Source organism: Baia soyae (genome assembly GCF_004341445.1).
GTDB classification, from domain to species: domain Bacteria; phylum Bacillota; class Bacilli; order Thermoactinomycetales; family Thermoactinomycetaceae; genus Baia; species Baia soyae.
The window spans coordinates 46,045-71,387 of the sequence record NZ_SLXV01000009.1; the positions used below are offsets into that span (position 1 = coordinate 46,045).

Consider the following 25,343-nt stretch of genomic DNA (forward strand, 5'->3'; position numbering starts at 1 on the left):
GAGGAAATGAGATGAACAGAATGGGAATCATCGAATATCTGAAAAACCATCTTGTAGTAGGGGACGGAGCTATGGCTACGTACCTCTACCAAGAAGGAGCACCTGTTGGAACCTGCTATGAGCTCTACAACCTCACACACCCTAAAATGATCGCCGATGTCCACCAAGCCTATGAACAAGCTGGTTCTAAGCTCATCACAACCAACACGTACGGCGCAAATCGCGAACGCCTTGAGCGCTACGGATACGGGCATAAAGTGACACGAATCAATCGAGAGGCGATTAAAATCGCACGCGAATCCATCCAGTCCGATACGTATATCGCAGGATCCATTGGCTCCATCGTCGCAGGACGCGTGACCCAATATGACTCGGATGAATATCACGATCTATACGAGGAACAAGCGACAGCCTTACTCCATGCAGGGGTGGATATCATCTTACTGGAAACGTTTATGGACCTACAAGAGCTACTGGTCGCCATTAACGCGATTCGTCCGCTAACAGATACCCCTATCGTCGCACAGCTCTCGCTTCTGGAAGTCTCTCGGACTCGGGATGGGCATTCCCTTACGGATGCTTTTGCCCAATTACAAAAGCATGGCGTTTCGGGTGTTGGATTAAATTGTCGGATGGGTCCACTTGAAATCATCCGTGCTCTAGAAAAAACCATCATCCCGCCAGATCTCCTCATCAGCGCCTTCCCTAATGCCGGGCGACTTGGTGAAAGTGACGGTGAACTTCGTTATAAATCGGCTCCATCCTATTTCGGTGAAACCGCTCAACTCCTGATTAATCAAGGGGTTTCCATGATTGGTGGTTGCTGTGGAACGACACCTGAACACATTCGTGAAATTGCTCAAATCGCACAAAATCAAACCCCGGTCACTCGAATCAATCCACCCGTAGTACCGGAAGCTTGTGAAGTCCTTTCGCAGCCGCCCAAGCGGACCGAGTCAACGGTTTTAGAAAAGGTTGCCCGAGAAAGAACCATCATCTGTGAATTTGACCCTCCCAAAGACTTAGACGTCCAAAGTTTCTTACTTGGTTCCCAAGAGCTTTATAAATCCGGTGTCGATGCCGTCACACTCGCTGATAACTCCCTTGCCTCCGCACGCATGAGCAATCTAGCCTTAGGCGCACTCCTCAAATCTCAACTAGGAATTGAACCACTCATCCATGTATCCTGCCGAGATCGAAACCTACTCGGTCAACAATCCCATCTGATGGGCTTACATGCCTTAGGAATCGATCAAATACTCGTCATCACAGGAGACCCTACTCGAATCGGGGATCTCCCGGGAGCTAGCTCCGTCTACGATGTTACCTCTTTCGAACTCATCAGCATGATTAAACAGATGAATCAAGGCCTTGCCTTCACAGGTCGTCCACTCAAACAACAAGCCCAGTTCATTGTCGGAAGCGCCTTTAATCCTCACGTGCGGCAAATTGAATCGGCTGTCACCCGTCTAGAAAAGAAAATTCAAGCAGGCGCCGACTATGCCATGACTCAGCCCATCTATGATAAACAAGGCATCATCAAACTGTATGAAGCGACTCGTCATCTAGAGATTCCGATCTTCGTGGGCATCATGCCGCTCACTGGATATCGAAATGCCCTCTTCCTACACAACGAAGTCCCGGGCATTAAAATCGCAGATGATGTGATCCGCCGTTTTGAATCGATCAAAGATCCTACTGTAGCTAGGCAAGTTGGGGTAGAAATAGCGAAAGACCTGCTTGATACTGCCATGACATACTTCCCCGGAATCTATCTCATTACTCCATTCTCCTATTGGCCTATGACAGTCGAGCTAACCCGATATATTCGTGAAAAAGATACACGTGCCGCTCAAGATTCTGCATGATTGGTTATAGAACAGAAAAAAGGCTGATCCCTCTCAAAGGAGATCAGCCTTCTTCCTGATTATTTCAGGGACGGAAATACTCGAATCAACACAGATACTTTCTCTACAAAGGGATCGAGTGGGGACGTGACATCTGTTTTAACCCGCATCGGACCTACTCTCTGAGGAATCAGCCGTACCCGAACAGAGCGAGATTCTCCGACAGGGATGTTTCCAAGATTCACTCTTTTTACATCAGCCGTTTCGATCGAGGCCCCTTTGGTCACATGAGTGGAGAGTATTCGCACATGTGGCGGGACCTGAATGTGGAACTTCACATGCGGTGCATCGAGAGGCCCCTCATTCGTAACCGTAAAGGTGCCTGAGATGATTTGCCCCACCCTAGCCCGCCTCGGAAACGGTTTCGTTACGCTTTCCTGAATGGAGATATTAGCGGGTGTAGCATGCACCGTAGTGGAGGCGGAGGCACCCTCTTCTAAGCCCTGTGTGGAAATCGTGGCTGTATTGGTAACAACCGTATTATGAGGAGTGCGGGCATCAATCCGAACATCGAGCGTAAACCGAGCCGTTTCCCCGACAGGGAAATTATTCCAAATAGCGGTTACAACCCCTCTTTTCCCTTCTCTCGGTGTGGAGATTTTCGCAGGGGGACCATCATCTTGTTTAAAGCGAATAAATGTGGTGTGTTCAGGAATCGAATCCCTTAGCACAGCAGCTAAATTATGATCTGGACCATTATTCTTTACCGTAATGGTATAGGTAATTCTACCTCCCGTGACCACCTGGTGTGCTTCTTCGCTTTTTGTAATAGATAAAATGGATACGACTGTAAACTTGGCAACAACCGCGTCATTCACCCCACCCGCATAATTGGGCTGAACAACTCCTGACGTGACAGGGAAATTAGTCGATGCCGTTTTCCCTGCTACATAGATATTTCCAGCTACATCCAAAGCAAGATCACTTAGATTATCACCACCGCTTCCACCTAGATACGTGGAGTAAACGAGGTTACTTCCATTCGGAGTAAACGCTGTGACAAATCCATCTCTCCCTCCTGCGAGAGTCGATTGAAAAGCATCAGGCGTAACCGGGAAGTCACTTTGACCCGTATTTCCACATATAATCGCATTTCCTGCTCTATTCACCTTTACGCTATACCCTATGGTAGGAGAAGTACCTAGAAAGGTAGAGTAAATCAAAGTACTTCCACTTGAATTGAACTTGGAGACAAAGGCAGATAAAACCGTACCAGGGGGAACCGTTGTCTGAAAGCCTCCTAGGGTAACTGGAAAATCGGGCGATCGAGTCAATCCAGTCACATATACATTTCGATCCCCATCAATCGCAATTCCATTTCCTATCTCATTATGATTCGCGACCCCTAGGTACGTAGAGAATACCAGATTATTTCCACTTGGATTCAGCTTGGTCACAAACACATCTTGGTCTCCTCCAAGAGTAGGTTGGAAGACCCCCGCTGTAGTAGGAAAATTAGGTGAATTCGTGCCACCTGTTATATACGCATTTCCTGCTCCATCCACCACAATCTCATTTGCTATATCACTCGCACTTCCACCTAGGTACGTGGAGTAAACAAGTCCACTTCCACTCGCATTTAATTTTGTCACAAATGCATCCTGTCCTCCTGCATTTGCAGGTTGAAAAGCTCCAGCTGTGGGGAAGTCCGTCGATGTTGTATAACCCGTCACATACGCATTGCCAGAATCCACATCAATCGAAGTACCGACATCAGCACCACTTCCACCTAGATACGTAGAGTAAATAAGACCGCTTCCCAGTGCATTTATTTTGGCGACAAAGGCATCACTCGCCCCACCTCCATAAGCCGGTTGAAAAGCCCCTGCCGTAACGGGAAAGTCTGTGGATGCAGTAGTACCTGTCACATATACATTACCCGCAGCATCGATGGCAATCGGATGCGAATTGTTATCCAACGTATCATTTCCACTTCCACCCAAATAGGTAGAGTAGATCAGGCTACTTCCACTTGAATTTAGTTTCGTGATAAAGAGATCTTGCCCCCCTGCATTGGCAGATTGCAAAACACCCGGAGTAATAGGGTAATTCGTAGAATCGGTAAAACCTACTACATATGCATTTCCTACATCATCAACGGCTATCCCCTGTCCCTGATCGTTTCCACTTCCACCTAGATACGTAGAATACGCCAACGTAGGATCTATGACGAGCCGAACACGCGGATTATATTTTTCTATGTGAAGGCCTATGACTTTCTGCCCTGCATCATTAGTAGAAAGAATAAAACGGCTCTCTACTTCCCTTCTCTTGCCCTCTATCTCCTGATAACTATAAGGCTTTTTCTCCATAATCGTTCCATAGCAGGTATGAATATGCAGATTCCCTTCCTCATCCGTCGTGAGATCATCTGCTCCTTCATATATCCACTGAACCTGCGATACATCACCGCCCGGATGAACGAGGAAGTCATACTTAAATTGGTCTGAATCCCCATGGAATACAGCATCAATTTGGCCCCATACCTTTTCGTACACGACTTCCCGGTACGTAGGTAAATCTGTGATCCACTCTCTTGGATCATTGCCAATAAAATAGTTTACTTTCCCTTCTTCTAATCCTCTGGCGTATAACTTAGCCTCGTGATTAGCATCTAAAAAGCGAAGAGCAAGTGCATAACCACGTCGCTCTTCTTCGATCGAGTCACGTTTTCCAGTCTCTATCCAAGATAAGCATACTCCTTCTGGAGTAAACGAATAACGAAAGCCCTTATGGGCCCCATAAAACAACGCATGCGAGTCCACTTGACCTTGATTTGGGATAAAATAGAGTGGCAGTTTCCCATACGTTTCGACCCTTCTTGGATTCGCTACAACCAATTTCGTCTTCCTCCTTTATAAGCCGTATCGATAAACAAACTCTCGCTTGTAGAAGATTATGTTTGGGACATCGGTTTCGTGAGTTCGTCTATCGTCATTCGCCCATATAAAAAGCCCTTATCCCGAAAAATGGGCTTTCACTTTCAATATAAAAAAATCTCCTTGATCTCGTTTCAACCAGATCAAGGAGATTCATTTTATTAATGTGGAAGCTTAACCAATAAACAGGACTTACTTCGAAGAAACAATCGCACTTTCCACTAACTCCACTACTGCTTCTCTCGTTAGCTTCTGATTTCCGAGCTCCATAGCCCGCAGCGTACCTAGAGCCAGCACATACGGAATCCGGCAAAACTCCCAAATCTCGCGAGTTTGGATGCTTTGGATATAGTAGTCAGCTAATTCTAACTGCTTCCTCGCATAGTCATATAAATCATCCATCTTCCAGCCCTCAGGCAAATAATCCACTTCCCGCGCTAAATCCTCATCGCGGTTACGAATAATATTAACCGTTTGCAGTCCGCGGCCAAAGGCAACAGCCAGATTCGTATCACACTGCGTACCATCATGCCACTTCCATATCTCGTTTAAGAGAAGACCCACTAATCCGGCTACATAAAAAGTATACTCATTCAAATCGGCTACATCACGAATATCCCAGTGACGATCACACCACTTCGCCATTCCATCTGCCATCACAGCAGTGGCACGGTACACTTCTATATGTAACGCCTCTGGGCATAGCTCAAGCCACTCAGGCAGGAGAAGCGTTACTTCGGGTAAAATAGTACTCCATGGCTCAAATAAGCGTCTAATATCATCCGCATGAAAAGGTTCACGTAGAATCAGACTAACACCACGCAGTAATTGAATCTTAATCTCTTTGTTTAAATCCGGATGGTCTTCGATCTCATCAATCGCACGCATAGCGAGATAAGCAGATGTAACTGCTTCCTTCAAACCATCTGGTAATCTAGTAATTGGAATAAAAAACGTCCGACTCGTTAACTGTAATACCTCTAATGCCTTGTCCATTTCCTGGCCCATACCTTGACACCTCCGATTAATCATATTTATATTTTACCAAAACGATCGATTTCTTGCGTATTTAGTATAATAAAATATTAGATTCACTACAAAACGAAGTTAGAACGATTCGCGACAATCCAATTCTGTACCAGTAAACGGGGGATATAGATGTATAAAATTATGATCGTAGAAGACGACATTAAGATCACGGAATTGCTACAGTCCTATGTCGAGAAGTATGGTTATGAAGCTGTTATCACCACTGACTTTGATCATGTCCTAACCCAGTTTAAAGAAATGAACCCCGATCTAGTTCTGCTAGATGTCAATTTACCTAAATACGATGGATACTACTGGTGTCGTCAGATTCGAGCGCTCTCCACATGTCCGATTCTCTTTATATCAGCCCGCTCTGGGAAGATGGAGCAAGTGATGGCACTAGAAAATGGAGCCGACGATTATATCACCAAGCCCTTTCACTTCGAGGTAGTGATGGCGAAAATCGGCAGCCATCTCAGACGAAACTATGGCACCTATGCTCATAAACAAGGAGAGCGAGTCGTCGAACTCTCTGGGCTCGTACTCCAACCAGAAAGACTGGAACTAAGCTTCCATGATACAAAAATAGAATTAAGCCATAAAGAAACGATTTTACTTCAAACGTTAATGGAACGTCCCACCCGGATCGTAAGCAGGGACCGTCTGCTTGAGAAACTGTGGGACGGAGAAACATTTATCGACGCCAATACCCTAAATGTATACATGACACGTACTCGTAAAAAACTTCAAGAACTCGGTATTGCAGATGCGATCGAGACTGTAAGGGGAGCAGGCTATATGTTAAAGGTAACCTGGGGGAAGGCGGGATGAGACTCTTTCTACGGGATCATCTCCCCCTCGGGATTCTGACCATCATTCAAATATCGCTCACCTTTTTTATCTTTTGGCTCGAAGATGTGGGGAAGCTATCTCTCTTGCTCTATCCCATTATCTTGAACAGCTCTATTCTACTTACATACCTAATCTATCGTTTTATCAGTCTACGCTCCTTCTATCAGCGCCTGTCCAATCCAATCGAGACGTTAAATGAATCGGTACAAACAGTCGGCTATGCCCCGATGGCAGAGAAACTAGATCAATTATTAAACATCCAATTTCATCATTACCAAGATGGCTATATCCATTACAAACAAAAATTAAGTGACCATATCACCTTTATCAACCAATGGGTTCACCAGATGAAAACGCCCATCTCCGTGATCGAGCTTACCATTCAAGAGGAAGACGCCCCTATCTTTTCCAGCATCCACGAGGAATTAGACCGCTTGCGAGAAGGACTTGAGATGGTTTTGTATGCTTCTCGTCTAGATGAATTTGAGCATGATCTCCATGTTGAATCCATTTCACTGCAACCGCTTGTGAGGGAAGTGATCTCTAGTCACAAACGCTTGTTTATCCGCAACCAAGTGTACCCCGTCGTCCAAATTGCCCCAGAGATACGAGTGTACTCTGATGAAAAATGGCTGGAGTTTATCTTGATCCAGTTGCTTACGAATGCTGTTCGCTATTCGGCTGGTTCTGGGGAAGAAGTTGTCGTATCCGCTTATATGAAAGAAAATCGAGTTTTACTCGAGATAACGGATCACGGGATCGGAATTCCCAAGAAAGACATCCGTCGTGTGTTTGAACCTTTCTTCACAGGGCAACACGGGAGGGAGTACCGCGAGTCGACAGGTATGGGACTTTATCTGGTAAAGGAAATCTGTAAGCGGTTGGATCATCAAGTAGAGTTGGAGTCTCAAGTAGATAAGGGGACAACGGTGCGGTTATATTTGCAAGTCGTGGAGGGTGTGTAAGAAAATAAGGTAAAGGAGGGCCATTACCCTCCTTATGTAAGTAGTAGTCAGTTGTTTTTAGGATTGCTTGGCTCTGGATCTTGACTTTTCACATGATCAATGTTGATGGTTCCTGTCACAACATGACCTTCATCTCCAACAACTGTGGTATTCACAGCAGCTAATTTATAGGTTTTACCCGGTACTACCGCCCATGTGTAATCATAGGTGCCTCCGTTTGCTATGTTTATGTTAGCAACTACATCTACCCAATATGTGTTGTCCCCATTTTCGATACGCTCTATTAGCTTCCATGCAATAGGGTGAAAAGATTCAGGTTTACCTTTAATAAAGTTGGATGTAGCTTGAATACGGACTGCATCCCCTGTAGCTACAAATTCAGCATAAGCTCCAAATCCAATCTCAGGTGTAAGTGTGTAATTTTCAGTCACGACATGAGAAACAACGGTATTATCTTTAGATATGCAAGTTACTCTTGGGCAGTTGTTTGGCTCACCTGTTGCCGCATATGTAGGGGTTGTTGTAAGCCCTGTGGTCAATAACATACCGCATGCTAAAGCACCTGTTAAAACGCCTTTGAATTTCATTTGTACATCATCTCCTAAGATTTAGTAGGTTGGCTAAGTTCAAATGTAACTCTAACATGCTGTATATAAAAAACATATACATCTTTTTGCATTTCTTTATGTTGTTAGAACTAAAATAAAGCAAATCTTACAAAATAGTAAGGTTCAGTAAGCTAATTCATTAGAAACAAATCCCATTCTCCGATAAAGTATGAATCATCCCATCACAAACAAACGGAGAGATGTACATGTTACAAGTAAAACAACTAAACAAAATCTATAGCGGAAAAGTAGCAACGAAAGCGCTCGTCGACATCGATCTTACTATCGAGCAAGGTGAATTTGTCGGAATTATGGGTCCATCTGGAAGTGGGAAAACGACATTACTAAACATGGTTTCGACGATTGACACTCCTAGTTCTGGCGAGATCTACATCAACGGCAAAAGCCCTCATGTGCTAAAAGCAAATGATCTGGCTCGTTTTAGACGAAGACATCTCGGTTTCGTGTTCCAAGATTTCAATTTACTAGATACCCTCACCATCGCAGAAAATATCGTACTACCCCTTACACTCGATAAAAAAGGCCTACGGGAAATGGATCAAAAATTAAAAACAGTAGCCAAGAAACTCGGTATCGAAGACATTTTAAAGAAACGTACCTACGAAATTTCTGGTGGTCAGAAACAACGTGCCGCAATCGCCCGGGCGATGATTCATTCTCCTTCCCTCCTACTAGCCGATGAACCAACAGGATCCCTTGACTCTAAATCATCTCGTACCGTTATGGAGATGCTAGAGATGATCAACGAAACAGAATGCACCACTACGATGCTCGTTACGCATGATCCTTTAGCCGCAAGCTTCTGCCATCGTGTCGTATTCATCAAAGATGGTGAGCTTTATAACGAAATCCATCGTGGGGATAATAGACAACAATTCTTCCAAGAGATCATCGATATGCTTTCGTTTTTAGGAGGAACTAGTAATGAACTTTCGTCAGTTCGCATTTAACAACGTAAAGCGAAATGCTAGAGCCTATTCGGCTTACTTCTTAAGTAGTTCGTTTGCGGTTATGATTTTCTTTACTTATGCGATGTTTCTATTTCATCCTGACTTAGCTAAACATGGTCTAGGTAGAAACGCGAAAATCCTACTGCAAGCCGCAGAATTTGTGGTATTTATCTTCGCTTTCTTATTTGTGCTCTATTCGATTAGCTCCTTTTTGAAAGTGAGAAACAAAGAATTTGGGATCTTAACCATCTTAGGAGCGCAGAAGAAACAGTTAAATTATCTGATCTTCTTCGAAAATATGATCATCGGCTCCGTCTCCATTTTAGCTGGAATTGCAAGCGGAATCCTGCTTGCGAAGCTTTTCATCTTATTAGGGTCAAAAGTCATAGATATAAAAGAACTATCTCTCTACTTCCCTGCAAAGGCATTTGGACTCACGATCATCGCCTTTTTAGCACTCTTTTTCATCGTTTCACTCATTGCCTTATGGTTGATTCGTTCAAATCGTGCTCAGGAATTATTAATCGGATCAAGCAAACCGAAGACAGAGCCACAGATATCCACGCTACTGGCTCTCCTTTCCTTGGTCTGCATGGTCGGAGGTCTGCTTGTTATCTATCTACCTAAGGACTTTTCGGAATCCATGATGTTATCGTTTCTGGCTTTAGGAATCATCGGAACCTATTTTTTCTATACACAATTTACTGGATTAGCGATTCGCCAGCTGAAAAAAAATCGTTCCTTTTTTTGGCGTAACACCCATCTCCTCTGGATTTCTGAAATGGCCTATAAAGTAAAAGATAATGCACGCATGTTTTTCATGATTACCATTATGATGGCGATGGCTAGCTCATCCATAGGCTTTTTTGTGGCTCGTAGTCAAGAATCAGTCGAACGGTTTGTCAAAATGCCTAGCTATCTCCAATATAGCCCAGAAAAAACACTGGGGGACTCTCGTCCTTATCAAGAGCGTAGTTGGTACAGTGACATCGAAAAAATCGATCACGAGCTTACGAAGGCACATCTAAAGTTTGATAAAGTGATTACCTCACAAAATCAGATTCCATTTCGTGAACTAATGGATTTAAATGAAAGTTCCATTATGAGCCTATCCGAATATAATCAATGGGCAAAGCGGGAGAAGTGGGAGGAAATAAAATCCTTAAAGTCTAATGAAGTAATGATAAATAAACATTATCTAGAAGAACGCAAAAACGTAAAGACGCTCAGTCTAGAGAAAGATGATATTAAGTTAAATATCGTAGGCATAACGGATCATGCTGATATGATCGTCTCTGATGCAACCTACCAACGATTACTAAAAACATATAATCAATCTCAAATTACATTCGTTCAATACTATATCCCTGAATGGGACTACAAGAAAAACAATTCCCAACCCATTGATCTTCTATTAAAAAATTCATCTGAAATTCAAGTAGCCAAACAGCTACGAAATACGGATATCAAAGAGGGCTACCTAGATGCCCGTGGGCTCGCATACCTACGAGATAGGACAGACTCAAATGTATCCTTATTTATCTTAGTCTTCATCGCAGCCATCTTCGCAGTCTCTTCTGCTAGCTTCATCTACTTTAAGCTGTATACTGAATTAAAACAGGACCAGCGTATCTACAACAGTCTATCGAAGATCGGGGTTAGTGCTAAAGAGATGAACAAATCAGCAACGATTCAAATTGCGATCTTGTTCTTCCTACCTATGTTCGTGGCCGCATTAGAAACGGTAATCGGCCTCATTGTCTTAAACAAACACTTTCTATATAAGCATATGTTTGTCCCCTCTTTATTCGGAGTCACCGCCTTTTTCATCGCACAAGTAATCTTCTTCCTCATCGTGCGTTATCGCTACATCTTGCAATTAAAGCGTGCGATGTTATAAATTACATTCACAAAAAGAAGCACTGTTTCCCTACATGGAGAAGGGAACAATGCTTCTTTTCTTATTCATTCTAACTCACTACACTAATTTTCTACGAATACGTCCGGAAATAAAATCGATCAACGTTACCATGATAATGATGCCAAGTAAGATAATCCCCACTCGATCCCAATCACGGCCATGCATCGCAAAGATCATCGGAGCACCGATTCCACCAGCACCTGCTATACCGAGAATCGTAGCCGAACGAACATTAATCTCAAAGCGGTAGAGAGCGAGAGAAAGGAATTGCGGAACAACTTGCGGAACCACAGCAAACCAGAATGATTTCATCCGATTAGAACCCGCCGCCGACATCGCTTCTACAGGTCCCATGTCAATCTTCTCAATCTCTTCCGAGTTTAGTTTCCCTAACATCCCAATAGAGTGTAGTCCTAGTGCGAGTACTCCACAAAATGCACCCGGTCCAACCACTTTTACAAATAAGAGCGCCATTACTAACTCTGGGATGGTACGAACAAGGCTCAGTACAACCTTCCCAGCACCTGAAAAAATCTTCCAACGAACAATGTTTTTCGCTGCCCAGATGGAAAAAGGAATACAGAAAACGATGGAGATAAAAGTACCTAAGAAAGCAATCGCTAAGGTTTCAATCATCAAAAAGGTTAGATCCTCTCCATCGCCTGTATACACATAGGCCCAGTCTGGATGAAGAATCCCATCTATAATCGCTCTTGAAGTTTCTGCCGCAGTATCTTTAATCTCTATATTCGGCATGCTAGCAAACGCCCAGATACAGATCAACACGAAGATGGAAACAGATCCCCATCTAATAAGGCGCTGCTTTACTGGCGTTTTCGGCTTTTGAACGTCTACTATCTTCATACCAGTCTCTCCCTTAACTTCGTACTAATCCAATCGATGATCACTACCACGACAAACATAGCAAAGACAATAGTGGATAGCTTTTGATACTCTAAGAAACCCATTACTCTTTCATAGTTAATCCCAATTCCACCTGCGCCCACGTAACCCAGTATGGCCGCCGCACGAACATTAATCTCAAAAGTGTAGAGCACATAGGATGTAAAGGAAGCAAGAACTTGCGGGATTACGGCAAAGCGAATCCAAACCAACTTTTTAGATCCGACTGCCGTCATAGCTTCAAGAGGGCCTGGGTCAATCGTCTCAATGGATTCATATAGTAATTTTGAAATAATCCCCATAGAGAAAAAGGCAATGGCCAGAATCCCCGGAATCATCCCCATTCCAAAGATGGCTACGAATAAAGCAGCAATCAACAGCTCTGGAATCGCACGGATAATATTTAGGATAAAGCGAGCTGGGATTGTAACCCATTTACCAAATAGATTGTTTGCCGCTAGAAATGCTACCGGAATCGATAAAATCGCACCTAACAAAGTCCCGATAAATGCCATTCGAATCGTATCTAGTACGGGGGTGATAATAGGCTCAAAGTAGCTCCAGTCCGGACTCGCCATCTTCACTAAAATCGACTGCATATTCGGTAAGCCTGAAATCAGATCTTCTATATATGCCTTTGTATTATACGAACTCGCATAAAACAGGATTAATAACAAAACTACCGTGAGCAGGTGTTTCGTTTTTCTTGGCTTTTTCAATGCCGCTATTTGTTGCTCCATCGAACATTCCCTCCCCTCTTAGTTCATCTTTTCTAATTGACGACCGTAAATCTCTGCGAAGCACTCATCCGTCGCTTCTTCGACTGGTCCGTCAAATACGACCTCGCCAGCACGCAAACCGATGATACGAGTCGCATATTTACGTGCGAGATCGATATAGTGAAGGTTTACAATCGTGGTAATTCCATCTTGTTCATTAATGTGCTTTAAATCGTTCATCACTTGCTCTGTCGTAAGCGGGTCAAGAGATGCGACTGGCTCATCCGCTAAGATTAACTTTGCCTTCTGTGCAAGTACACGAGCGATCGAGACACGTTGTTGCTGTCCACCGGATAGTTCATCCGCACGTGAATACGCCTTCTCTAACATATTTACTCGGTCCAAGGCTTGAAACGCTAATTCCTTATCTTCTTTGGGAAACATCCCTAGCAACATGCGAAGCGTTCCATGATACGCGACACGACCGGATAATACATTACGTAGTACACTGGATCGCTTTACTAAGTTAAAATTCTGGAAAATCATTCCGATATCACGGCGCATCTTCAGCAATTCTCCCCCACGAGTCGCTGTAATCGATTTCCCATCGATCAAGATTTCCCCTTCTGTAATCTCATGCAAGCGATTGATCGAGCGTAGAAAGGTAGATTTCCCTGCACCAGATAGCCCTACAATCACGATAAACTCGCCTTTTTCGATCTTAAGATTGATATTTTTTAGGCCTTTGGTCCCATTTGGATACGTCTTGGATACATTTTTAAATTCAATCATCTGCTCTCTCCCCTATTCGCATAAAAAACGACAACCAAACAGCTTGGTCGTCGTTTTTCTCTGGCTGTTTCACTTGAAACAATGTTAAGTTAGTCTTTCTTTGCCTTTGTTTCATACTCACGAACGGATGCAAATTTGCTGTCGTCCGTCTTCACATAGCCTTCATGTGTGTAGATACTACGGAATATTTCTACTGCCTTTGGATCATTTGATAGATCGAGGAACGCTTGTGTTACTTTATTTTTTAACTCTGGATCTATGCCCGGGCGAACCGCTACAGTATCATTTGGAATCGGTTTCGTTACATAAATCACTTTTGTTTTCGCAAAAATATCTGGATGCTCTTTCTTCAAAAGGTTACGAGCATCTTGGAAAGTAGCCGCTGCATCCACATCCCCGTTTAGCACAGATAGAAGCGCTTGGTCATGACCTTTAAGCGTAATCGGCTTCACGTCTTTTAGTGGATCAACGCCTGCTTCTTTTAACTCAACTGCAGGCCATACATATCCAGCAGAGGAGGTTACGTTTTGGAATGCGATCTTTTTCCCTTTTAAATCAGCAATCGATTTAATCGGTGAATCCGCTTTCACTACATACTGTGCTTTGTAGTATTCTACTTTATCTTTCGTAGGGGATCCGTCTTTCTCGTTTACACCATAACGAAGAGATTGTAGGATAACATCAGCTGCATTTTTCTGCTTTGCCAGAACATAAGCAGATGGTGGTAAGAATCCGACATCTACCTTCTTCGAAGACATCGCCTCAATAATAGTCGGATAATCTGTAGATACTGAAACTTTCACCTTCATACCAAGCTTGTCCCCAAGCATTTTTTCGAGAGGTTTAGCTTTCGCCTCAAGAGTTTCAGCACTTTGAGATGGTACAAACTGGACATTCAGTACCTTCTCTTCATCTTTCGGCTTCGTACAACCTGTCATCACACCGGCTGCGACTACGAGGGAAAGACCGCTAGCCAGAACTTTCTTCATCATGGGTGGATGCCCCTTTCAAATGTGAATGAATAATGTCCTCTGATATAGTATCATGTTTTCATACAATCATCAAAAGGATTTGTATGTGAATCGATAATAAAATGTTGAATATATGTAAAAAACATCTTATTACTAAGAAAATAACGGAGGATATTATGGAAAACAACCAAAGTAAAACGTGTCAAATTCTTGTGACGAGTGATGTTCACGGAACCATTCTACCGTTTCATTACGGCAATAAAGCCCCCGCGGAATTCGGCTTGGCTAAAATTGCCACCAAAATTCAGCAGTTGAAGGATAAAGAGCCTAATACTTTTATCCTAGATAATGGAGATAGCATCCAAGGAACTCCACTCACCTACCACTATGTCAAAATGAACCAAGAACAAACCATTCATCCGATCCCTTTGCTTTTTAACCATATGGGTACACATGCCGCGATTATCGGAAATCATGAGTTTAATTACGGAACAGACGTCTTAAAGCAAGTCGTGCTAGAGTCGCAGTTCCCTTGGCTTAGCTGTAATATCTTAGACGAAAAGACAGGCGAACCAACCTTCGGAACCCCCTACCTGATTCATATCTTCCCCAACGGCCTCCGCATGGGCATCGTCGGGGTCACGACCAGCTATATTCCAAATTGGGAAGAACCACACCATATTAAAGGGCTTCAATTCGCCGATCCGATCATCGAATTGAACAAATGGGTCCAGGTTCTTCGTGAAGAAGAGACGGTTGACTTTATCGCGGTTTCCTACCATGGCGGATTTGAACGAGATGTAATCAGTGGTGAACCAACGGAGCCACTCTCCGGGGAAAATGTCGGTTATGAAATCTGCTGTCAAGTAGAAGGCATCGATATTCTCATCACCGGACACCAGCATCGTCACATCCCAAGTGGGAACATCAATGGAGTTCATATCATTCAACCAGGAAGCCACGGAAACCTAGTAGGTCAAGTCGAACTAGAGTTTGTCCTGGTTCAAGGGGATTGGCGACTCTTCCAGATCAAGAGTAAGCTTCATGACTTAGTAGGAGTGGAACCGGATGCGACAATCCTTCAGATGATCCAGCCATACGAACAAGAAACGCAAAAATGGCTCGATCAGCCGCTCGGAAGCATCGAAGGTGACATGGTCGTACACGATCCGATGTTAGTGAGAACTGGGGATCACCCGCTCATCGAATGGATGAACCATGTGCAAATGGAGCTGACAGGCGCGGAGATTTCCAATACGGCTCTATTTGACAATATAAGCCCAGGAATGCCTAACAACGTCACCATGAGAGATATCGTGGCTAACTATATTTATCCCAACACCTTAAAAGTATTACGTCTCAAAGGAAAAGACATCCTAGCAGCCTTGGAGCAAACCGCCACCTATTTCGCTCCTTACAACGGCGAACAAATCGAGGTAAATCCGGCTTTCTTAGAACCTAAACCACAGCATTACAACTTTGATATGTGGGAAGGCATCGAGTACGAGATCAATATCAGCAAGCCTTTCGGCGAGCGCATCACCAAGCTAACTCGTAACGGACAGCCATTCGACCTCGAACGCGAATACGAGGTCGTGATGAATAACTATCGTGCCGCAGGTGGGGGCAATTACTTCATGTTCCAAGACAAGCCTGTCGTCCGTGAAATTCCGACTGAAGTATCCGAGCTTCTAGCAGACTATTTCCAACAAAAAGGAACGATCCATGCGACTCTCAATCATAACTGGAAAGTCGTCGTAGAATAAGAGAATACTAGAAAACGGTTTAGGGTGTCCCTAGACCGTTTTTTGTGGATTACATCTATGCAATTGTCTCTTTAATCTCTCGAATCTGTGCCAAGTGGCGCGCTTCGTGATGCCCAAAGAACTCGACATATTGCATCAGATTCAAGTCACCGAACGCTGGATGAACCATAGATCGCTTTCTCAAATCTTCTTCACTATATTCCTCCATAAAAGCATCGGTTTGCTTCCGAGTTTGCTCTAGCTTTTGTACAAGCTCTTCCTTTGCGTAATAATCCTTTTTCGGCGTAAGCGAATCAGGTGCTTGCACCTTCCTAGATCGATCAGCTACGAAGTGAATCGGCTTATCCGGAATATCAGTCAGCTTGTTCTCCCTGGCCACCTTTGAAATCATCGAGAAAATAAAGCCTTCAGTAAGAACAAGATGCTCTAACACTTGCGCGATACTCCAAGTAGAAGAATCGGTTTTTTCGTTGAGCTGTTCATCCGAAAGAGACGCTAGCTCTTCTAACAAAGCGGTGCGAATCTGCTCTAAATAAGTCATCTGATCAACACTCCATTTCATTTTTCAGGTCGTTCTTGCTTAAGGAGATACTCTTTCATTTTGGCTATATTCTCGTTATGACATTTCTGGATAAAGTCATTTGGTGGGATACAGATTTTGTCACGAAGCTCGTTTAGCTGATCTTCATCAGTATCGAGAGCTATTTTTTCTAGCTCGTCCAAATAGTACTGACTCTCCTGCAAACGCCTCTCCATCTCCATACGGTCAGAAGTTGCTAAGCCGTGGCCCGGGATCATCCAATTTATCTCATCTTGAATCTGATCCCACCAACGATGTACTTTGGATACCGTTTGTTTATAGTCTTCTACTGAATTGATCAACGGAAGCTCTACATCTGAGAAATGATCTCCTACAACCCACACACCATATGTATGTAGATAAAGCATAGCTCCATCAAATGTGTGGCCCGGGGTGAGATAACAAGTTGCCGTGGTCTCACCTAATTGGATTTCTTGTCCGTCTTCTGTAATGACAATCTCAATCTCTGGAAATACCACAGGGTACTCCCTCTTTACATAATGATTTCGATCAAACTGCCGGGTTCGTTCTAGTTCCCGCTCTTTCTCTGGGTACATTTTCATCGAAACGCTCCCGATCGGAATCGCATCCGCAAATAGCCCCGCGGCAATGATATGATCGTAATCGGCATGCGTATAAAAGATGTATAACTCTCGATCTCCCTTTACCTGATCTACATAATCACGAATTGCTCGAACTTCCTCAGGAAACCAAGTCGGATCTACTACTAATACGAAACTCTCCCCGACAAATACCGTTGAATTCGTTTGAAAAATCATACTTGGAAATACTTTTAACCGCTCCATCTTATTCTCTACTCCCATTCTTCAGCCCCTCTCTATCCTGAGAATCTGTCCACTAATACCCATTTCATATTAGTTTGAAACATTGCCTCTAAATATCCAAAACAAAAAAATTAAAAAATGAATAATCAACCATTTACATCTGATTCATCTTCATGTAATATTCTAAATAGAAACACAATTAAATCTACATGAACAGTGGACTTGGTTTAGAAACAGCGAATCCTTCAAACGAGACGCATCAATCTATTCAGTGGTCGAAAAACACTTTAATCATTTAACGTGTTAATTTTTCGCAAAATTAATAAATCTTAATCTCATATTAGCCTTATCTCATGTAAATCGCTGATTTTCACCTTGCCCCCGTTCGGTAGATGCTTTATGCCGCATGTTGCTAAGTCACAACCAACAAACAAAACCCACTATGGGAAAGGGGAATGTAAGATGAAGAAGGGGTACAAACGCGTAGGCTCGATGGTAGCCGCGGTAGGACTAGCGCTCTCTTTACTCGCTCCCACTACCGTAAGCGTACAAGCAGCTCCTGTTAGCAAAGCGGCGGAAATGGCCAAAAATTCGATCATCGTAAAGTTTAAGTCAAACATCAGCACCACTAAAAAAACAAGCCTCCTAAAGTCAAATAAAGCCAACATACTCTCCGAGAATAAAAAACTCGGATTCCAAGTCATTAAGATTCAAGATCAAACGGTGAAAGAAGCAGTTGAACAATACTCGAAGATGCCAGAGGTTGAATACGCCGAACCAAACCAACTGGCTCATGCATTCTGGACACCAAACGATCCAAAATATAGCTCTGATCAATACGGACCACAAAAAATGCAAGCACCACAAGCTTGGGACGTAACCAAAGGTAGCAGCAGCACCGTTGTAGCTGTTGTGGATACTGGGGTTCAAGGCTCTCATGAAGATTTAGCTGGAAAATTAGTATCCGGCGGACACGACTTTGTTGACAATGATGACAATGCCGATGATGGGCAAGGACATGGTACTCACGTAGCAGGAACCATTGCCGCCACTACAAACAACGGCATTGGGGTAGCAGGTGTAGCTCCTGATGTAAAAATCTTACCGGTACGTGTATTGGACAGCAACGGCTCTGGTACTTATGAGTGGGTAGCAAATGGTATCACTTACGCTGCTGATAACGGAGCGAAGGTCATCAACATGAGCTTAGGTGGTTCTGGTGGCTCACAAGCATTGGAAGATGCAGTAAACTACGCGTGGGGTAAAGGTGTAGTGATCATGGCTGCCGCTGGTAATACACCCAGCACGGCCCCGAACTATCCAGCTTACTATGCTAACTGTATCGCCGTAGCGGCCACAGATAGCAATGATGCAAAAGCATCGTTCTCCACTTATGGTGACTGGGTAGACGTAGCTGCTCCTGGAGTAGATATCATCTCTACTAAAATGGGTGGCGGTTATGTTAAATACAGTGGTACTTCCATGGCAACACCTCATGCCGCTGGGGTAGCAGCCTTAGTCGCTTCCCAAGGTAAGAACCATACAGAAGTGCGCGAGATCCTTGAAGCGACAGCTGACAAAATCGCTGGAACAGGTCCTAACTGGAAGTATGGTCGTCTAAATGCTTATCGCGCTGTAATCAACGATCGTAATGACGACGGTGGCGGCGGAGACGAGCAAGATACCTTCGAGCCAAACGATACCTTGGCTACTGCTTACGGCCCAATCAACTCTGGCAAAGCATACGATAGCTTCATCTTCTCCAACACCGATGTAGACTACTACAAATTCAACGTAGGTACAGCTGGCGCAGTCAACATCAGCTTGGCTAACCTACCTGGCGACTACGATATCTATCTCTACAATGCTTCTGGAACAGAACTTGCAAACAGCATCAAAGGTGGTACCAACCCTGAAGCAATCGCTTACAATGCTACAGCAGCTGGAGTCTACTATGTCAAAGTAGTTGGATACAGCGGCGCGGCAAGCAAGACACAAGCTTACAAACTAACCGCTAACTTCCCAGCGGGAGCTTCCTGGCATGAAGAAGACAAACGTTTCGATACCAAACACCCTTACGGAAATAGTGTCAGCGAAAACCAAACCTACACCAAAGCTGGCGCTCAAAAAGTAGCTCTTCACTTCAGCAAACTTGAAACAGAAGCAAACTACGATTTCGTTCACATCAAAGACAAAGCTGGCGCTACAAAAGCCTCCTTCACAGGCACCAAAAATGATTTCTGGGTAGAAGTAGATGGCGACACCATCACTGCAAACCTCGTTTCTGACTGGATCATCACGAAGTATGGCTACACCATCGATAAAGTGAAGTACTATCAGTAATTCAGTAATAAAAACAAAAACCAAGGGGATCACATCCTCTTGGTTTTTTCGTTACGAGATTTGGGCTAATGTGTTCCGGGGCATGTATGGAAAATCAACCTTCTTTATTTTAGAAAACTTAATGGGGCCATTAAAATTTTCATTCCTAACTTCTAGCCCAATCCAATTATTCTTATCATCAAATAGCAAGTTGCAATTTACGGAAAGATACGTATCTTCTACAATACCGAACTCATTTCTCTTTAAAAAACGTATATAAATATATTGACCGTTCTCTATTATAATCTCCAACATCATCACCCTCTTTAAACAGAAAGAGCCTTATCTCCACGCATCCTTTTCTGCTTAATCGTTATATTTCCCAGGCAAATATTCAGGCAAAACATACGCTTTGATCAACCTTTTTAATTCCTCCTGAAAAAAAGACAATTCCTGCTTATCCTCACCCTAATTAGTTCATATAACTCCTCTTCTCTGCATGCTTTTAGGACGTACTCTATGCAGTCGTGATAAACCATTAGCTCACTCTCCGAGACTCTCACGTCAAAAAGCGTTACACTGGCTATCTCTTCATGATTTTTGTAATCCAAATTCTCACCTCCACCTTTGTTGTTTTCTATCTATAGACTTGATACTCCTTCAGATCCCGTCCCCACACAATCTCTGCATACTTGCAACAAACATAGGCCACACCCTCCTCTAAATCGGAGGTATCAATACTAATTGGATTATGTTCCCCTAAAATCTTGCCTGAGCAGTGAACCAGATATATATCATCATCTCGTCTACCATCAATTCTGATGAGAAATATGCTTTGATCTTCCCTCATTTTACTTATAAAGGGTAAAAACACATCAAGGTCATCAGACAAAGAAATATCACTCATTATCATGTGATCAGCATATAAACTCTCAAAGATTTTCTTGTACGTCCCACTAAAATTTCTAATATCCCATCCCCACACAGCCTTTGCATACTGACAGCAAACATAGGCTATCCCTTCCTCTAAGTCGGATATATTCGTCCTGAGTGACTTTTCTTCTCCCACAAGCTCTCCTGTACATACTATCGTGTATATATCCTTTTTTCGCTCTCCATCCATTTTGATCATAAGCACACTTTTATCTCCCATCATTCTACTTATAAAAGGTACAAACATATCAAGATCAAAGGACATCGTAGCATCCTCAACTGACATTCGATCACAATATAAATTCTCAATGATTTCCTTGTACATCTCATTAGCCCTCCTTAGCTCTGTTGCAAAAGAAATACCTGTCGGAACACGGTACCAACAAGTATTTTTAAGCCATGAAAAAAGCGGGAAATATCAGTAAATTTCCTCCATCGTGTACTCAGAAATATACAGATCTAGGGATCTTATCACCGGAATTACCCTCATCAAGTACCAATTTACATCTGTAATATTATCAATCAATCTCTTCCGGTTCTTATTGATCATGAAAGAGAACTTACCATCAGCCCAGATTAGAAGATCTCCCCGATGTCTGTATCTTCCCATGTCAGAGAAACTCCAATGACTTCTTTGTTGATCATCTTCTGTTTGATTATTTCTCATAATTGCGTTAAACTCATCTCCTTCGATTGCCAGTCATAATCGTCAATATCTCCAACTGGTAAAAAGAAAACTTCATTATCCTCATCGTGCCATTGCCAGCCATTTGATATGAACGCATCAAACAAGCTCATTTTGTTCTGCCCTTCACCATATGCCACATGAAAATCCAAAGACGCTTGTACTGACATCATCATCAACTCCTAATCAAGCCAGTCATAGTGTGGAGGCTCCCTATAACAGTTACCCAATCGCTATTCTCTTAATCTTTATACTTATCCGGTAGATATTCTGGAAGAACAAACGATTTTATCATATCTTTCAAATCTTCCTGATAGGAAGCCAGTTCTTCTTTACTTTCACAACCCGTCAACTTACACAACATTTCTTCGTCTCATGTTTGTAAAACATACTCTATGCAACTTTCATAAACCATCAATTCACCTTCTGATAATGTTAAATCAAAAAGTACGACAGTAGCTATTTCTTTATGATCCAGGTAATCCATCTATATACACTTCCTTTCCAACATTCTGCAATTCCTAAAACGAAGTCATATGTACAAGCCCCCTCTAAATGCTTTAGAAGGGGCTTGTCAGGTTTAAGATAAGACTACATTTCACTTGCTTTATATCCAATCATCCGAATACCATTTGAGTTAACCGCTGGAACTAACTTTGATAGATACCAACTGATATCTGTGACTCTACCAATTAGTATTTTCCTGTTCCTATTAGCCATGAAAGAGCAATTCCCATCCGGCCAGATCAAGAGACTTCCTCCGATATCCGTATCTTCCCATTTCAAGATAACTCCAATCACTTCTCTGTTGATCATCTTCTGTTTGATTATCTCGCGTAATTGAGTTAAGCTCATCATCTCATCTCGCCAATCATCATTGTCATCATCTCCAACTGGCAGAAACCTAACTTTTCTATCCTCGTCGTAGCACTGCCAGCCATTAGATATGAATCCATCAAACAAGTTCATTATGTTCTGTCCTTCACCGTATACAACTTGAAAATCTAAAGATACCTCTACCGACATAATTCTCTCTTATAGACGACTTCCTCTGTACGAAGAACCGTTAGGTCTAGATGAGATATTTTAGCTTCTTCACCTACTCTCTTTTTTCTCGTGAGGAATAATTTATATTGCATCCGGACCAAAATCGCCATCTGTAAACAGACAATGATACACAGTTACATCATCTGTTCTTAGTTCGCGCGATACCCCTGGAACAATTGTGGTCAATAATTCTCGGTCTTGGAGTAGAGTGATTTGTTCTTGACTCAAAAAATCACTAATCTTTCTACCGATTTCTTCATCGTCTTTCGAAAACGGAGTGTAGCTACTACAAATTTTCCGCTGTTCACTCTCTAGAGTCACACAATAATACTTAAAAGTAGCGTATGGAGCGATTGCGGAGATTTCCAGACCAATATAGTAGACACTACCATCCTTTTTAAGATATTCATCAAAACTCTTGCTATAGTAGCTTACTTGTACGTCAGAAACAGTAATATACGTGGTAAAGCAAGTTGAGTAGTTGAAATCTGTTGCATTTTCTACATAATTATCCGAAAAAAGTTGCTGAACTTTTTCAAACCAAAAACCCCTCTTGACAGGTCGTAGGACTTGGTATTTGGGTCCCAGCGCTTGCCTTCGTAGCGGAATGGGTTATACATATCTTGATCGGGCTTGGTTGCATCGATCTTGTCAACACCAGTAAACATGTCCTTATCGTCTTCGCCGTAAGGAGAATATCCATATGTGGCACGGACATTGCCTTGCTCATCGGTGAGCATCTCCACACCACGGTTCCCTGCTTCGAAGTAGGAGAGTTCTTTCGTGTCCTCTTTTAGCATGGTCATCCGTTCGCCCCATGCGGAGTAGGTGTAAGATCTCGTCATTTTACCGGCTACATTTACGTAGTACAGATGACTATATATAAGAAATCAGTTATCAAGGTGGCCATGTATAAAGGGTTCTCTATCCTTCTTGGACCGAATTAATTTTTATTGACAGAGAGTCGAACAAAAACAAAAAAAGCATCTCTACTAACGGATGCCTAGTAAAAAGGGTTCTACTTCATCAGGGAACCAGTCATCTATATCCCCTGTTCTGGTCGCCAAACCAATGCCATTACAACTGAGAGAGAACATATCCCCCATTCGTGTGGCATATTTAGATCCTGTAGGAAAGTCGTCAAAGGGAACTCCTAGCCCTTGCTATTTTCTCCACTCTTTTTCTTATCATTCCTAATTGAATAAGTATTGATAGTAGAGATCGTCAATAACATTACTGTTTGAAATAGAATCAAATCCCAAAAGTCTAAAATACTTTGATCCCATAATTTTGCCCTGATATAAATTATTATCCATAAGATCCAAGACATTGTCCAATAAGCTCGCCATACAAGTTTACTTGGTGGATAGTTCTTCTTCCTAAATCTCAAAAGAAGATTTTTCATACACTATCTCCTCGCCTTTAAATAGTTAAAAGAAGTAGCAAGGGCTAATGTTGAATTTCCCTTGCTACTAACAAATTTAGCTTGCTATCGAGCATGTTGCTCCTGTTACAGACACATTATTCTTAGGGCAATTTTTTTGCGCACAAGCAAAGATCGCTCCTCCATAAACCCCTGCTTGAAATGTTAAACAAGCCGCACAAGCGGGATTAGGAAGCAGACATGTAAGACCACAAGCAAAAGTTATAGTTGCACTGACTATATCAGGTACACCAGCAGACTTCATGCATTTTTTTAAACAGGGAGCTACTTGAGGAGAGATACTGGTGGTTTTTTGTTTCTGTGCCATTCTCTCAAAAGCTCCAACAGCATCAGCCTTTTTTCCGTATTCGAAAACCCAACCACTTACTACCTTACTCCCAGTCATCATATAGTTAGCAGTTTGCTTACCTTGTAAAGTTATAGTGACATTAGTCATATTTGTTCCTTTTGGTATAAACAAAAGCGAAGAGGTGTCCTTCACTTTATCAGTTTTAGAGTCAAACCGAACTCCAAAAAAGCTATTTCCATGTTTATCGTTGAAATAAGCAGTAATATCACCAGAGTTTTGATTATATACAACATGACCTGTATCTTTAAGTTTTATTTCACTAGGTAATTCTTTTTCAAATTTCCTTTTCTCTGGGAGTGATAAGTCAATATATTTAGATATAACAGACTTATCCTGTATTACTCCATCCTGTAATTGCTGTGCTGAGACTGATGAATGTGGGTATAACAAATACGTAACGGACAGACAAAATACAAGGAGTGGAATAAAGTAACGTCTAATAATCTTCAAGTCAATTCCTCCTGATGCTAAGTGGTTGAATACTCGTATTATTTTACATTATAAATAATATTAAAGCAATATTGGTTTATGACTAAAATATTCAGGATAGAAACAGACAGGGAGAGCGGGACTAATATAACAAAAAACAAGCACTCTGCCAGCGTTTCTAGTAGAGTGCTTGTTTTTCATGTAGTCTCTTTCTCAACATAGGTCTACGAAGCATTTTAAGACGTTTTTATTCTTTAATCCTTAATTCTATCTATCAAAGCAATCATAATCTATCATGTGCTGACATGGTCAAGCAAAATTGTAACGCTCCATTGAAAAAAACAAATCGACTATACTGAACTGCACCCCAATTGTTGGACACGAAAAATCCACCAATTGGAGGTGCTTTTTCTATGACTAAGTATTCAATAGAGATTAGATTGGAAGCTGCTAGAGCCTACCTCGACGGAGTCGAGTCGTATAAAG

Annotated in this window: 23 protein-coding genes; 7 read left to right on the plus strand and 16 right to left on the minus strand. The window is 42.5% G+C overall.

Features of this window, described 5'->3' with window-relative positions:
* Window positions 1-11 precede the first annotated feature (11 nt).
* On the plus strand, window positions 12-1,868 hold the full coding sequence (locus EDD57_RS04730; protein WP_131848335.1) for a bifunctional homocysteine S-methyltransferase/methylenetetrahydrofolate reductase: 1,857 nt from the start codon (window positions 12-14) through the stop codon (window positions 1,866-1,868).
* Window positions 1,869-1,927: 59 nt separating this feature from the next.
* On the opposite strand, the gene EDD57_RS04735 is transcribed toward EDD57_RS04730, so the two are convergent.
* Together EDD57_RS04735 and EDD57_RS04740 are read right to left on the minus strand one after the other, a co-directional pair.
* Window positions 1,928-4,747 carry a DUF7948 domain-containing protein gene (locus tag EDD57_RS04735; protein WP_131848336.1) on the minus strand — a complete coding sequence of 940 codons (2,820 nt, stop codon included), beginning with the start codon at window positions 4,745-4,747 and terminating at the stop codon, window positions 1,928-1,930.
* 231 nt (window positions 4,748-4,978) lie between these two features.
* Window positions 4,979-5,794, minus strand: coding sequence for a squalene/phytoene synthase family protein (locus tag EDD57_RS04740; RefSeq protein ID WP_243649437.1), 816 nt, complete (start codon window positions 5,792-5,794; stop codon window positions 4,979-4,981).
* Window positions 5,795-5,944: 150 nt separating this feature from the next.
* Between EDD57_RS04740 and EDD57_RS04745 the strand changes: the two genes are divergently transcribed.
* Window positions 5,945-6,646: a response regulator transcription factor gene (locus EDD57_RS04745; protein WP_131848337.1), complete on the plus strand. Its 702-nt coding sequence runs from the start codon at window positions 5,945-5,947 to the stop codon at window positions 6,644-6,646.
* A complete protein-coding gene (locus EDD57_RS04750) occupies window positions 6,643-7,632 on the plus strand; it encodes a sensor histidine kinase (protein WP_131848338.1) in 990 nt (329 codons plus the stop codon). The genes EDD57_RS04745 and EDD57_RS04750 overlap by 4 nt, the downstream gene beginning before the upstream one ends.
* A gap of 47 nt (window positions 7,633-7,679) precedes the next feature.
* On the opposite strand, the gene EDD57_RS04755 is transcribed toward EDD57_RS04750, so the two are convergent.
* Window positions 7,680-8,219, minus strand: coding sequence for a hypothetical protein (locus EDD57_RS04755; protein WP_131848339.1), 540 nt, complete (start codon window positions 8,217-8,219; stop codon window positions 7,680-7,682).
* A gap of 227 nt (window positions 8,220-8,446) precedes the next feature.
* Between EDD57_RS04755 and EDD57_RS04760 the strand changes: the two genes are divergently transcribed.
* Together EDD57_RS04760 and EDD57_RS04765 are read left to right on the plus strand one after the other, a co-directional pair.
* A complete protein-coding gene (locus EDD57_RS04760; protein ID WP_131848340.1) occupies window positions 8,447-9,211 on the plus strand; it encodes an ABC transporter ATP-binding protein in 765 nt (254 codons plus the stop codon).
* The gene (locus tag EDD57_RS04765; protein ID WP_131848341.1) at window positions 9,186-11,111 is read left to right on the plus strand and encodes an ABC transporter permease; all 1,926 of its coding nucleotides are present in this window, start codon (window positions 9,186-9,188) and stop codon (window positions 11,109-11,111) included. The genes EDD57_RS04760 and EDD57_RS04765 overlap by 26 nt, the downstream gene beginning before the upstream one ends.
* A gap of 78 nt (window positions 11,112-11,189) precedes the next feature.
* On the opposite strand, the gene phnE (EDD57_RS04770) is transcribed toward EDD57_RS04765, so the two are convergent.
* The 4 genes from phnE (EDD57_RS04770) to EDD57_RS04785 all read right to left on the minus strand — a co-directional run bounded on the left by phnE (EDD57_RS04770) (window position 11,190) and on the right by EDD57_RS04785 (window position 14,538).
* Window positions 11,190-11,996: a phosphonate ABC transporter, permease protein PhnE gene (gene phnE, locus EDD57_RS04770; RefSeq protein WP_131848342.1), complete on the minus strand. Its 807-nt coding sequence runs from the start codon at window positions 11,994-11,996 to the stop codon at window positions 11,190-11,192.
* The gene (phnE, locus tag EDD57_RS04775) at window positions 11,993-12,775 is read right to left on the minus strand and encodes a phosphonate ABC transporter, permease protein PhnE (RefSeq protein WP_131848343.1); all 783 of its coding nucleotides are present in this window, start codon (window positions 12,773-12,775) and stop codon (window positions 11,993-11,995) included. The genes phnE (EDD57_RS04770) and phnE (EDD57_RS04775) overlap by 4 nt, the downstream gene beginning before the upstream one ends.
* 18 nt (window positions 12,776-12,793) lie before the next feature.
* A complete protein-coding gene (gene phnC / locus EDD57_RS04780; protein ID WP_131848344.1) occupies window positions 12,794-13,546 on the minus strand; it encodes a phosphonate ABC transporter ATP-binding protein in 753 nt (250 codons plus the stop codon).
* A gap of 89 nt (window positions 13,547-13,635) precedes the next feature.
* Window positions 13,636-14,538 carry a phosphate/phosphite/phosphonate ABC transporter substrate-binding protein gene (locus EDD57_RS04785; protein ID WP_131848345.1) on the minus strand — a complete coding sequence of 301 codons (903 nt, stop codon included), beginning with the start codon at window positions 14,536-14,538 and terminating at the stop codon, window positions 13,636-13,638.
* Window positions 14,539-14,693: 155 nt separating this feature from the next.
* Between EDD57_RS04785 and EDD57_RS04790 the strand changes: the two genes are divergently transcribed.
* Window positions 14,694-16,283, plus strand: coding sequence for a bifunctional metallophosphatase/5'-nucleotidase (locus tag EDD57_RS04790; RefSeq protein WP_131848346.1), 1,590 nt, complete (start codon window positions 14,694-14,696; stop codon window positions 16,281-16,283).
* A gap of 55 nt (window positions 16,284-16,338) precedes the next feature.
* Here EDD57_RS04790 and EDD57_RS04795 read toward each other — a convergent pair whose 3' ends face one another.
* Complete coding sequence (locus tag EDD57_RS04795; protein WP_165873671.1) at window positions 16,339-16,824, minus strand: DinB family protein; 486 nt, start codon at window positions 16,822-16,824, stop codon at window positions 16,339-16,341.
* A gap of 17 nt (window positions 16,825-16,841) precedes the next feature.
* Window positions 16,842-17,687, minus strand: coding sequence for an MBL fold metallo-hydrolase (locus tag EDD57_RS04800; RefSeq protein ID WP_131848348.1), 846 nt, complete (start codon window positions 17,685-17,687; stop codon window positions 16,842-16,844).
* A gap of 423 nt (window positions 17,688-18,110) precedes the next feature.
* Between EDD57_RS04800 and EDD57_RS15115 the strand changes: the two genes are divergently transcribed.
* On the plus strand, window positions 18,111-19,991 hold the full coding sequence (locus tag EDD57_RS15115; RefSeq protein ID WP_165873672.1) for a S8 family serine peptidase: 1,881 nt from the start codon (window positions 18,111-18,113) through the stop codon (window positions 19,989-19,991).
* A 616-nt stretch (window positions 19,992-20,607) separates the two neighbouring features.
* Here the strand turns inward: EDD57_RS15115 and EDD57_RS04815 are convergent.
* From EDD57_RS04815 to EDD57_RS04845, 7 genes are all read right to left on the minus strand, one after another.
* A complete protein-coding gene (locus EDD57_RS04815; RefSeq protein WP_131848349.1) occupies window positions 20,608-21,228 on the minus strand; it encodes a hypothetical protein in 621 nt (206 codons plus the stop codon).
* Window positions 21,229-21,566: 338 nt separating this feature from the next.
* Window positions 21,567-21,758 carry a hypothetical protein gene (locus tag EDD57_RS04820; protein WP_131848350.1) on the minus strand — a complete coding sequence of 64 codons (192 nt, stop codon included), beginning with the start codon at window positions 21,756-21,758 and terminating at the stop codon, window positions 21,567-21,569.
* 71 nt (window positions 21,759-21,829) lie between these two features.
* Window positions 21,830-21,952 (minus strand): hypothetical protein, encoded by a 123-nt coding sequence (locus EDD57_RS14925; RefSeq protein WP_279388935.1) that lies wholly within the window; start codon window positions 21,950-21,952, stop codon window positions 21,830-21,832.
* A gap of 227 nt (window positions 21,953-22,179) precedes the next feature.
* Window positions 22,180-22,614, minus strand: a complete 435-nt coding sequence (locus EDD57_RS04830; protein WP_131848351.1) for a hypothetical protein — start codon at window positions 22,612-22,614, stop codon at window positions 22,180-22,182.
* Window positions 22,615-22,716: 102 nt separating this feature from the next.
* The gene (locus EDD57_RS04835) at window positions 22,717-22,956 is read right to left on the minus strand and encodes a hypothetical protein (RefSeq protein WP_131848352.1); all 240 of its coding nucleotides are present in this window, start codon (window positions 22,954-22,956) and stop codon (window positions 22,717-22,719) included.
* A gap of 179 nt (window positions 22,957-23,135) precedes the next feature.
* The gene (locus tag EDD57_RS04840) at window positions 23,136-23,441 is read right to left on the minus strand and encodes a hypothetical protein (protein ID WP_131848353.1); all 306 of its coding nucleotides are present in this window, start codon (window positions 23,439-23,441) and stop codon (window positions 23,136-23,138) included.
* A 675-nt stretch (window positions 23,442-24,116) separates the two neighbouring features.
* Complete coding sequence (locus tag EDD57_RS04845) at window positions 24,117-24,878, minus strand: hypothetical protein (protein ID WP_131848354.1); 762 nt, start codon at window positions 24,876-24,878, stop codon at window positions 24,117-24,119.
* Between the last annotated feature and the right edge of the window lie 465 nt (window positions 24,879-25,343).